The sequence below is a fragment of the Pedobacter xixiisoli genome, from assembly GCF_900215335.1.
GTDB classification, from domain to species: domain Bacteria; phylum Bacteroidota; class Bacteroidia; order Sphingobacteriales; family Sphingobacteriaceae; genus Pedobacter; species Pedobacter xixiisoli.
In genome coordinates this window covers 441,083-452,405 of the sequence record NZ_OCMT01000004.1, presented here as the reverse complement: position 1 = coordinate 452,405, position 11,323 = coordinate 441,083, and the positions used below count along the sequence as shown (strand labels likewise).

Below are 11,323 nucleotides of genomic sequence, written 5' to 3'. Positions count from 1 at the left end.
TACATGAAACTACAAAAAATTTCACCCGCCTTTTGGTTACTATCGATATCCTTGCTTGTAGCTTGCAGCACCTATAAATACAAAGCCACCGACAAGGTTTACAAAAATAATGCGAAAACATTTTCAAAAATCATTGCTGCTACCCCACCAGAGGGTCAACAGGTAGATTCGCTTTTTAACGAGCAGTATTTTGTAGGCACAACCAATATGGGGATACGCAAGCCGAATTTTGTGATGATCCACCATACCGCACAAGATTCGTTGGGACAAACGTTGAGAACCTTTACTATTCCCAAAACACAAACCAGCTCACATTATGTAGTAAGTAGAGACGGAAAAGTGGTGCAAATGGTTAACGACTATCTGAGAGCCCAACATGCTGGAGCCGGCAAGTGGGGCAATGTTACCGATATGAATTCTTGCTCGATTGGCATTGAAATGGATAATAACGGCACTACCGATCCTTGGACCGAAGCTCAAATCAATAGTTTATGTGCTTTATTGAAAACTTTAAAGAAGAAATACAGCATACCAACGGCTAATTTTATTGGTCATGCAGATTATGCTCCAGGACGCAAAAACGACCCAAAAAACTTCCCTTGGAAAACCTTAGCGCAACAAGGCTACGGTTTATGGTATAACGATGTTTTAGATAGCGTTCCGGAAAACTTTGATCCTATGATAGGCTTAAAAGTAATTGGATATAACATCATCCGTCAAAACTATGCTATCGAAGCGTTCAAAATCCATTATATTCAATCAGATATTACTAAGGTTTTAACCGACTTTGATAAACAAGTAATTTATGATCTGTACAGAAAAAACTTATAATTTTTCTTCAGGATGCATTCGTACTTGACGCCTTATCAACTTTAAGATGATAGGGCGTTCTTACAACTTAACCTGTACCCCCAAACCATAAGCATTATCCTGATAAAAAGGATAAGCTATAGCATTAGATTTCGAAATTTTCTTAAGCATATTTTTCATATGGGGAAGCAGAAAATAAGCCAATTCAGTACTTAAGATACCGATACCTGCACCAGCCACAACATCTCCAAACCAATGCTTATCGTTTACAGTCCTGTATAATGCTGTGTAAACGGCAAATGGGTAGCCCATTAAACTTAAAAGCCTATCCTTTCCCCTGTATTCTCTATACATAAATTGAGCTGAGACAAATGCGGTACTGGTATGCCCCGATGGAAACGAGTGGTCATTTGAGCCGTCTGGTCTTTTAACAGCGGTTAGCTGTTTTAACGGACGCACAATTGCGGTAGAAAGCAGAAAAGAAGTAATATTTACAGTAATGATATCGCCAATATCATTATTACCTTTTACACCAGCAAAATTGAGTCCATATACAATAGCCATAGGCGCAAATTGTGTGTAATCGTCTGCATGATTTCTTGGCATTCTCATTGATGCGATCTCATTTTTCCAAGAAGAATTGAAATTTTTAATATGTGGATTTTCTACGCTAAATCCTCCATAAGTAATTAACAAGATGGGGACGATGTTTTTTTTCAAAGAAAATCTCGTCAAAAGAGCTTGATGTTGATGTTCTAAAACAACAGTATCTTTTAAAAAAACAACTTTTTTTATAGAGTCAGTTTTCTTATCTTGATTTAAATTTAGAGCGACAATTAAGTTTTTCTGTGCAGCTACAACTTTGCTTTTATCAATGGTTTCTGTGTAGGTGGTTAATTCTCGGGCTGCCTTATTGACCGTTTGTGCGTGAGCTATGCTTACTGTAGCAAAAATTAATAATAGGAAGATTTTATTGCCCATGATTTCAATATAAAATATTGAAATTGGCAACAATAACTCAAAATTGAAATACTCACAAATAGGTATTTAAATCAAAGAAGCCCCAACATTTCTGCTGGGGCTTCTTTTTATTTTATTGAAGAACTTCTATCAATAGAACCCATTACTTTTTGAGAGAAAGCATTTAAAGCTTCACGAGGCTCTAAACCTCCTTTTACACTTTCGTGTACTTCTAATGCACCGCAGATATTGGTGATCATCTCTCCGGCTACATCAACTTCTGCTTCGCTTACACCTCTAAACTCGCAAAATGCTTCTAACACTTCAAGTGTAGCGTTCAATTGCTCTGGTGTTGAGTTTTCAAACAATTGTCTAATTACAGGAACCTTCATAATTACTTGATTTTAGCGAATAAATCGGTTAGAACTTCGGCTTTGTTGGTTTGAACCTGCTCTACTAAAGCACCATTTTGGAAAGCAGCAAAGGTTGGTAGGTTATCAACTTTTGCAAATTTTCTCGACTCTGGAAACTTTTCTGCATCAACGATTAAAAAAGCTACGTCTTCATTTTCTGCTGCTAATTTTTTAAACTTTGGTTTCATGATACGGCAGTTGCCACACCACGAAGCTGCATACTGTACCATTACTTTCGGATTATCTGAAAGGTATTGGCTTAAACTATCTTCTGTTAATTCTAAAAACATGATATAAAATTTAATAGCTATGCAATCACATTACTTTCAGTCTTGTGTTAGTTTAGAAATCGCATAGTTAATGATTGGGAATAGAGTATTATTCGTTTGTCAGGCTGAGCTTGTCGAATCCTCTTTTAAGAAACATTTCGACAAGCTCAATGTGACAAACCGACTGCAAGGAACAGCCTATTTTAAGCTTTTGCTTAGTTAGCGCTTAAGTATTCAGCAACGCCAGTTCTAGTTGCGTTCATTGCTGATTTACCTTCTTCCCAGTTAGCAGGACAAACCTCGCCATGTTTCTGTACGTGAGCGTAAGCATCAATTAAACGGATATATTCTTTCACGTTTCTACCTAGAGGCATATCGTTTACACTTTCGTGGAATACTTTACCTGTCTCATCAATTAAGTAAGTAGCACGGTAAGATACGTTTGAACCAGAGAATACTTCTTCGCCTTCTTCATTATAATCAACTTCTTGATCTAAGATACCTAAAGTACCTGCTAAGTGTCTGTGCGTATCCGCAATTAAAGTATAAGTTACACCTTCGATACCACCGTTATCTTTAGCTGTGTTTAACCAAGCAAAGTGAACTTCGTTAGTGTCGCAAGATGCGCCGATTACTACTGTGTTTCTTTCTTTGAAATCACCTAAAGCTGCTTGGAAAGCATGTAATTCAGTAGGGCAAACGAAAGTGAAATCTTTTGGATACCAGAATAATAATACTTTAGAGTTATTTTTTACTGCTTCTTCAAAAACGTTGATTTTTAAATCGTCACCCATTTCAGAAATGGCATCAACTGTAATACTAGGGAATTTTTTACCTACGAAACTCATAATTATTTTGTGTTTTTAATTTTCTTGGCACAAAGATAGTGTAAAATGAACGCTAAGACAATACGAAATCTTGATAAGCATATAGACAAAAACTATACACTTCAAAACTAAATTAGATTTTCGCTATACAAAAAAGCTCCGAGTTTTCTATCTCGAAGCTTTTGATCTCTTATTTGATTTTCGACACCTTAAACGGTTTTTTGATGGCTTTATGGGCGGCTTGCTGAGCGGTTAAAGCGTCAGCGCCGTTAACTTTATCTGGCTTGTAGGTGTTTCCAATTACATTTTTCTTGAATATTGCTTCGTACCATACACAAGAAGCGGTATAACGACCTATGTTTAAATCTAGATGATAACCATCTCTACATAAAACATCTCCTAATTTGGTACGAGCATTTTGAATAGCCGTTCCTGCAGGTACTACAATATCTATCGGAACCAAGCTCTTTACTTTGCTAGAAGCATCTGCAATTGCTTGGTACATCCTCATTTGATCTTTGTTATAACTGGCAAAACCGTTGTGCGTAGAATTTTGAGCATAAGCCCAGGTTTGGTGCCAAATGTATTTCACCTTCGGGTTGGTTGCCTTTTCCTTAACATAATTGAACAACAATGGAAGTGGCTCCACATAGGTATCAAACAATCCAGATTTTGGACTAGCTTGTTGGAAGCTGACATAATTCCAATTTTCATCAGCTAGCGCTTTAGCGATACTAACTTTAGACAAACGCTCTTTTTTACCGCCCAGCCCTGTTTTTCTGTATTCATAAACATCTGCATTGTTTTGAGCATTTTTCCAATGCAAATCTAAAGGTGCACCGCCAATATAAAGGTTTCCAATAATCACCTTATAACCTCCTGCTTTTGCTAAGCCTTGCAAATAATATTCAATGGCATCTTCAGAAAAACTGTTTCCAATCGCTAAAATTTTGATTACGCTATCTTTATTCGGTTTTCCAGCATTAGAGAATGCGCTGTGGTTGACAAAATAATAGGTATCAGCTTTGCTAATAAATGCTCCTGTAAGCAATACCAAAATAACGAAAAGCTTCTGTTTAAATAATTTCATCTCAAATTAGGTTATAAGTTTACTTAATTATCTCAAGGTAGCATTTATGCTTTACTTCTTCAAGGTATTTTCGAATAGCTTAAAAATTCGCTTGTACTCATCTGTCCAGCTGCTTGGTTCTACAAAGCCATGATCTTCTACAGGATATACTGCCAGTTCCCAATTATCTTTACCTAGCTCAATAAAGCGTTGCGATAAACGAACGATATCCTGAAAATGAACATTTACATCCACCATACCGTGTAACATTACTAAATCGCCTTTAAGTTTGTCTGCAAAGTAAATTGGTGAGCTTTTCTTATAAGCATTTGGGTCATTAAAAGGTTCGTTCAAGATATTTGCGGTGTAGCCGTGATTGTAATGCGCCCAATCGGTTACCGAACGCAATGCCGCACCAGCTCTAAAGGTATCTGACTCGTTAAACAATCCCATCAAAGTGATAAAACCACCATACGACCCCCCATATAAGCCTACATTTTTAGGATTAACACCATATTTTTCTACCAACATCTTCACGCCATCTACTTGGTCTGTCAGATCTTTTCCACCCATGTGGCGATAAATTCCAGTACGGTGATTACGACCATAGCCAGAACTTGCAGTATAGTCGATATCAATGACAGTGTAACCATTATCCGCCAGTAAATTATTGAACATATATTCTCTGAAATATTGGCTCCACCAGTAATGCACATTTTGTAAATAACCAGCACCGTGTACAAAAACTACCGCAGGTTTATTTGGATGCGGATTTTTAGATGGATAAACCCTAGCATAAACATCATCTCCGTAACGATTTTTAAAAGATACTAAATCAGGCTGTCTCCACTGATAACTATCGAATTCGGCAGAAGTTGACTTCGTTATCTTAACAGCTTTAGCTCCTGGTTTATTTGCTTGGATATAAAGCTCCCAAGGTTTGTCCATGTAAGAATGGTTAATCGCCAACCATTTCTCGTCTGGAGAAAGTGTAACTTCATTTCCACCTTTCATTGAAGTGATTTGTACCAAATCTCCGCCGTTTACACTCAGTTTATAAAAATGAGTGATGCCTGGATGCTCTTTATTACCGCTGATATAAAACGTACTTTTATCTTTCGAAAGCTGCGCTTGCTGCACTTCCCATTTACCAGAAGTTAATTGCTTTTTCTCGCCAGTATTTACGTTATAGGTGTATAAATGGGAATAACCTGTAGCTTCACTTTGGAAATAAAATCTTTGGTTGTCAATCCATTTTACATCACGGCTAACACCTGGTCCACCCACCCAAGCTTCGTCCCTTTGGCGGTCAATTAATGTTAACTTACCCGTAGTAGGATCCAACTTTAAAATCCAAAAATCTTTATTGTCTTGCGCTCTTCCGCTAACTACCGCAAACGAACCATTTTCGTTCCAGTTAACTACATTAAGGTTAACCTTTCTGTCTTCGTTCTTTTTAGTGCGTTCTTCTAATTGTTTCGGATAGTCTTTTACGTAATCTGGCAAATCTTTAATACCCGCTATTTGCGAAACATTAACAGCGTACACAGAATCTTTTGCCACATCGAACACGTAAGTTGTACTTGTAGATAAGGATTCTCCAACTTTGGTTCTTCCATTGATGTCTTCGGTGTAACCCGATGCCGTTACGTAATTAGGAACAATGGTGTTTTTATTTCCTGCAGCTTGCTTAATTAACCTATAACTTACATATTTCCCATCTGGACTAACCGTTAAGCCAGCCATAAAATCATCCTCTAAATGAATTGGTTTGATTACTCTTGGCTTAACATTATCGTTAACCATTCCAAAACCTCTACCTCTTCCCATTGTTCTATTTCCACCTTCTGCATTTCTTTTCTTAATGATATCGAACAATGCCGTTTGGTCATTTTTTAACCAAAGATCTTGCTGTGAAGTTCCTTGTGCAATAGCTCTACCAGCAGGTCTTGAGGCTGGAGAAGCTGCATCTGACTTTCCTTTTACAAAATTGGTTAGCTGCGTTAACTCTCCTGTGCTAAAGTTTAATTGGTAAACATTATCTGCTCGTTGAAAAACAATCTCATTGTTATACAAAAAGCGAGCATTGCTTTCCCTCTCTAATGTATTGGTTAATCTCGTTTCTTTTTTTGATTTAAGGTTGGTTAAATAAATATCTCCTCCTTTTTCTAACAATCCCAGCGATTTATCTTTATTGTAAACATAGTTGATGGAAGCACTTTTTTCTGCTTCCTCTTTTTCCGCTTTGTCTACTTTCTGACTAGCTACATTTAGTTTATAAGGTTGCGATTTGTCTTTGTTTTCAGGATTCCAGTTAAAGAAAACGGTCTTACTATCAGCCGACCAGCGGTATTCGTCTGGCGATGTTCCCATCCATTTGGGGTCTCTCATGATTTTTTGAACTGATAGCGGTGCGAGTTGCTGTGCATTTGCTGCAGAAGCAAACAGGAAAAATAGAAAGGATAACTTCTTCATTTAGTTTACGGTTATGAATGCAAGTTATACAAAAAGCATTTCGACTTAAACAAGGCAAAACAAATGTTACACATTTGAACCACGAAGACTTATTTTTACCACCTTAGACACCTAAGAAAACCTAAGGCTTAAATGAGCTAAGGTGTCTAAGGTGGTAAAATTTAAACCTACCTCAAAATCTTACCAGTTTTATCTATTGTTACGTTAAAAGGGGGCATGTAATCTTGCAAAAGCGTTGCAAATTCACGTTTAGAAATTTGTCGCTCTAGGTTAAGGTCTGATGTAAAAGCATAAGTGGTTTTCCATTTTTTCTCTACCTCCTTTTTGGTGGTTTCTGGGGCTTTATTACCTACATAGCAAATCATATCTATCGCTGCTCCAATAGTAATGATTTCGCTTTTATGATCATCAAACCAAATCTGAGCTTTGTAATAATGGTCTTTTATCGGCTGGCGGATATCAGCTGTACTTACTAATTTCTCGGCATTAAAAAGCAACTTTCCGTTCACCTCCTCCGCTTTTAGAACTCCTGTTAACCCCACCATTTGGACGGCTTTCCAATTAGCATCTTTAACACCAACATCTGCAAAAGGCATTAAGTTAGTATTGAAGGCAATTAATTCGCCTTGTATTTTTTTGAGATTTGACTCTGAAGTTTTAAGGTTGAAAAAGCCTGCATAAGCGGCAATAACACCTGCCGACTGCCCCAACAACATACTCGAAGCATCATTAACGTAAACCAAATTTTCTTGCGTAGGCATCAACAATTGATACAAAGAATAAATAGAATTGGTACTTCCATCAATATTTTTTCCTGTAGCTATATTGGTCTTATAAATGGAGTTTTGATAATCGAATTTATTCCAAGTAGTAGAAGCGCTGGCATCAATTTTTAGCGCTACATTCAGTTTCTGATCTGCGACGTTAATAAACACTTCTGGCCTAATTGTCTTTCCATCCGATAGTTTAAAAACCCAACCTTTGCCAGATCTGTCTGCCTTTGCCCAAACCACGTTCTTAATCACTGTGAGATTTTTAATGCTATCCGTCCATTTTGTCAAGACTTCATTCGCAGCTTGCTTATCAAATTTAACATCTGGAATACTGTCGGGCTGTTTTTGAAAGGCTTTTAGTTTTTTGATGAAGGCAGCCTGTACCCCAGAATGTAAATCTTTTCCAATAGGCTCAATATCAAAACCACCCGATTGCAACAATAGAATAGTTTTCACATTGGATTGTGCCGCTTGAATAGCTGCCGCGACAGCTGCATTACCATTGCCAACCACAAAAACATCTGGTTTTATAGTTTGCGCTTTTAGCTGAAATGAAAAAAAGAAAGCAGAAAATAAAAACAGATATCTTTTCATGATGTTAAACGAACATTGTGTGATTACAAAACGCTAATTTGCTTATAATTATAAGAAGTTTTATTGGCGTTTAACTATATTTAACAATTATTCCTGCATTTTGTGAGGCCTTATGAGCAGAATCAGCTACGTATTTGAAATTCAAAAAGCACATCAATATGTGTTAAGGCAAACTCATGCTTTACAGCGAATAGACCAGCTGAGGAAATTAAAAAGCGCCATTGAGGAAAATGAAGACGCCATCTATTTCGCCCTGCATAAAGATTTAAGAAAAAGTCGTTTTGAAGCTTCTGTCACCGAGCTATTCTTCATCTACGGAGAAATAGACTTTGCCATCAGCAACCTTAGAAGCTGGATGTCGCCTAGCCGGATTGGCAAGACGTTGAGCAATCCCTTCGCTAAAAACCGAATTCATTACGAACCAAAGGGTGTTTGCCTGATTATCGCTCCGTGGAATTATCCTTTCCAGTTAGTGATGTCGCCTTTAATTTCGGCTATTGCCGCTGGAAATTGTGTAATGGTTAAGCCATCAGAATTAAGCCCTGCAACGAGCAAAGTCATTACGAAAATCATTTTAGATACATTTGAGGAAGAGCATATTGCCAGCTTGGAAGGAGATGCCGAGGTTGCCCAGCAACTTTTAGAACTGCCTTTCGATCATATATTTTTTACGGGCAGTACCGAAATTGGTAAAGTAGTAATGACAGCGGCAGCAAAAAATCTCACTTCGGTAACACTAGAATTAGGAGGCAAATCGCCAACACTTATTGACAAGGACGTAGATTTAGCAAAAGCAGCACAGAAAATTGCTTGGGGCAAGTTGGTCAATGCTGGTCAAACCTGTATTGCTCCAGATTACGTGCTCATTCATCAAGAAAGATTAGACGAATTTGTTGGCTTATATAAGCAGTTCGCTACCGAAATGTATTTCAAAGCAAAAGAGGAAATCAATCCCGAAGTTTACGGTAAAATCATTAGTAAAAAACATTTTGAAAGACTGAGCAACCTAATTACTGAAGCCGTTGATAAAGGCGCTAGGATTAATTGGGGTGGCAAAACCAATGAAAAAACCCAAACAATTTACCCAGCTGTTTTAACGCAAGTTCCTAAAGAGACGAAGCTAATGGAGGAAGAAATTTTTGGTCCTATTTTACCAATTATTCCTTATGTAGATTTAGATGAAGCCATCAATTTTATTAACGGAAAATCAAAACCTCTAGCGCTTTATATTTTTAGCAAAAGCGAGAAGAACATCAAAAAAATCATCAAATCAACCAGCGCTGGTGGCACCTGTATTAACGATGTCTTGGTACATATTGCCAACCCCAAATTACCTTTCGGCGGTGCAAATCATAGTGGAATGGGTAGTAGCCACGGTTTTTTTGGGTTCAAGAACTTTTCTCATGAACGTACTGTAGTTACTCAAAGAAGTATAGATTTCAATAGTTTAGTTTACCCTCCCTACCAAGCTAAACAATGGGTATTGAAGATGCTTAAACGAATTATGTAAATTGATCATTAGCCACAGATGCACAGATAATAATTACCAAAAACTTATCTGTGCATCTGTGGAGTACAACTTGAAATCCAATGAAAAAATCACTTTCAATCGCAATTTTAATCATAGCATCGCTTTACGCATCTGCACAAAAACCAACCCTAAAAACTTTCGACTTCATTATTGGAAAATGGGAGATGAAAACCAAGACGGGAAAAATTGTAGAACGTTGGCAAAAACATCGCGATAGCTTAACGGGAACTTCTCATCGTTTTAACGCCAAAGGCGATAGTGTATTAACGGAGTCTGTTGTGCTTAAAAAGATAAAAGGAGATTGGCATTATTGCGTTACTGGTTACGAGAAAGGCAACGAAGGAAGAACAGATTTTAAATTGGCTACTTCGGCGAACAACACCTTTACTTTCGAAAACAAACAACATGATTTCCCTCAACAAATCGTGTATCAAAACAAGGGAAAAGATAACCTTTTGGCTTGGATTGAGGGAGAAATTGGCGGCAAGAAGAGGAAAATGGAGTTTCCTTATCAGAGGGCGAAATAAAGTTTAATCCTCTCTACCCTTGGGTTTTCTTTAGTGATTTAATTCCCTCCAAAGTATCCGAGCAGGGTCTGAAAACGGGAATCGTAAAAGGAATATGCATTAACTTTTTCTCGTATTAAGATCCTGAAATAAATTCAGGATGACGTTGAGTATATGAGAATGCTCAATAAAATACAATAATATGCTATATTAGTTTCGATCCCACCTTTACCGAAGTCATGGTTAACGAACCACCAACGGCTTTATCGTTAAATAACAAAGCTTCTTCTTTATCACCTTGCAGGCCTAAAGTGTACATTAGCGGCAAGTAATGTTCTGGCGTTGGAATAGATAGACGTATTTCACTACCCATTTGCTCAAAATTGATAAGTGATTGATGGTTTTTGTTCAAAATTGCCGTTTTAAACTTGTCGTTAGCTTCAATAGCCCAATCGTAACCACCACCATTAATCATTTCCCAACTCACCATACGTAGGTTATGCACCATGTTACCACTGCCTAAAATCAATACTCCTTTTTTGCGCAGAGCGGATAATTCCTTTGCCAAATCGTAGTGATATTGAGCACCCTTCGAGTAATCGATACTTAGCTGCAGAACTGGAATATCTGCATTCGGGTACATGTGCCTTATCACCGTCCAAGCGCCGTGGTCCAAACCCCAATCGTGGTCTAATTCCACTGAAGTAGACGTAATAAAGTTCGCTGTTTCTTTAGCCAATTCCGGATTTCCGGCAGCAGGATATTGCACATCAAATAAAGCTTGTGGGAAACCGCCGAAATCATGGATAGTCGGTGGGAAATCCATTGCCGTAATTTTGGTTCCACGGGTAAACCAGTGTGCAGAAACTACCAAAACTGCTGTCGGCAGAGGAATGGACTTAGCCATATTTGCCCAGCCAGTGCTGAATTCGTTTATCTCGATGCCATTCATTGGTGAGCCGTGCCCCATAAACAATGCAGGCATGATATCACTTTGTGGTAGATGAGCGGTAAAGCTTTTGAATTGATTGAGTGTGTTCATTGTTCGTTGACTGTGTCATGCTGAGCCTGTCGAAGCATACATTTCGACAAGCTC

General features: G+C 37.9%; 11 protein-coding genes. 3 read left to right on the top strand and 8 right to left on the bottom strand.

Annotated features, from left to right (window positions below; genetic code table 11):
• The first annotated feature begins 3 nt into the window (after positions 1-3).
• Entirely contained in the window at positions 4-831 is an 828-nt protein-coding gene (locus tag CRO54_RS18140) for an N-acetylmuramoyl-L-alanine amidase (RefSeq protein WP_097133491.1), read from the top strand.
• 60 nt (positions 832-891) lie between these two features.
• On the opposite strand, the gene CRO54_RS18135 is transcribed toward CRO54_RS18140, so the two are convergent.
• The 7 genes from CRO54_RS18135 to CRO54_RS18105 all read right to left on the bottom strand — a co-directional run bounded on the left by CRO54_RS18135 (position 892) and on the right by CRO54_RS18105 (position 8,190).
• Positions 892-1,791, bottom strand: a complete 900-nt coding sequence (locus tag CRO54_RS18135; RefSeq protein WP_097133490.1) for a phosphatase PAP2 family protein — start codon at positions 1,789-1,791, stop codon at positions 892-894.
• 107 nt (positions 1,792-1,898) lie between these two features.
• Positions 1,899-2,162, bottom strand: a complete 264-nt coding sequence (locus CRO54_RS18130; protein WP_097133489.1) for a DUF6952 family protein — start codon at positions 2,160-2,162, stop codon at positions 1,899-1,901.
• Positions 2,163-2,164: 2 nt separating this feature from the next.
• Positions 2,165-2,473 carry a thioredoxin family protein gene (locus CRO54_RS18125; RefSeq protein WP_097133488.1) on the bottom strand — a complete coding sequence of 103 codons (309 nt, stop codon included), beginning with the start codon at positions 2,471-2,473 and terminating at the stop codon, positions 2,165-2,167.
• 194 nt (positions 2,474-2,667) lie between these two features.
• On the bottom strand, positions 2,668-3,300 hold the full coding sequence (locus CRO54_RS18120; protein ID WP_097133487.1) for a peroxiredoxin: 633 nt from the start codon (positions 3,298-3,300) through the stop codon (positions 2,668-2,670).
• A gap of 169 nt (positions 3,301-3,469) precedes the next feature.
• On the bottom strand, positions 3,470-4,369 hold the full coding sequence (locus CRO54_RS18115; RefSeq protein WP_097133486.1) for a DUF4886 domain-containing protein: 900 nt from the start codon (positions 4,367-4,369) through the stop codon (positions 3,470-3,472).
• Positions 4,370-4,420: 51 nt separating this feature from the next.
• Positions 4,421-6,823, bottom strand: a complete 2,403-nt coding sequence (locus tag CRO54_RS18110) for a S9 family peptidase (RefSeq protein ID WP_171047941.1) — start codon at positions 6,821-6,823, stop codon at positions 4,421-4,423.
• 167 nt (positions 6,824-6,990) lie between these two features.
• Entirely contained in the window at positions 6,991-8,190 is a 1,200-nt protein-coding gene (locus CRO54_RS18105; RefSeq protein ID WP_097133485.1) for an FAD-dependent oxidoreductase, read from the bottom strand.
• A 112-nt stretch (positions 8,191-8,302) separates the two neighbouring features.
• On the opposite strand from CRO54_RS18105, the gene CRO54_RS18100 reads away from it, so the two are divergent.
• Both CRO54_RS18100 and CRO54_RS18095 read left to right on the top strand, forming a co-directional pair.
• Positions 8,303-9,700: an aldehyde dehydrogenase family protein gene (locus CRO54_RS18100; protein WP_097133484.1), complete on the top strand. Its 1,398-nt coding sequence runs from the start codon at positions 8,303-8,305 to the stop codon at positions 9,698-9,700.
• Positions 9,701-9,780: 80 nt separating this feature from the next.
• Entirely contained in the window at positions 9,781-10,248 is a 468-nt protein-coding gene (locus CRO54_RS18095) for a DUF6265 family protein (RefSeq protein WP_097133483.1), read from the top strand.
• Between the two features lie 184 nt (positions 10,249-10,432).
• On the opposite strand, the gene ygiD is transcribed toward CRO54_RS18095, so the two are convergent.
• Positions 10,433-11,269 carry a 4,5-DOPA-extradiol-dioxygenase gene (gene ygiD / locus CRO54_RS18090; RefSeq protein ID WP_097133482.1) on the bottom strand — a complete coding sequence of 279 codons (837 nt, stop codon included), beginning with the start codon at positions 11,267-11,269 and terminating at the stop codon, positions 10,433-10,435.
• Between the last annotated feature and the right edge of the window lie 54 nt (positions 11,270-11,323).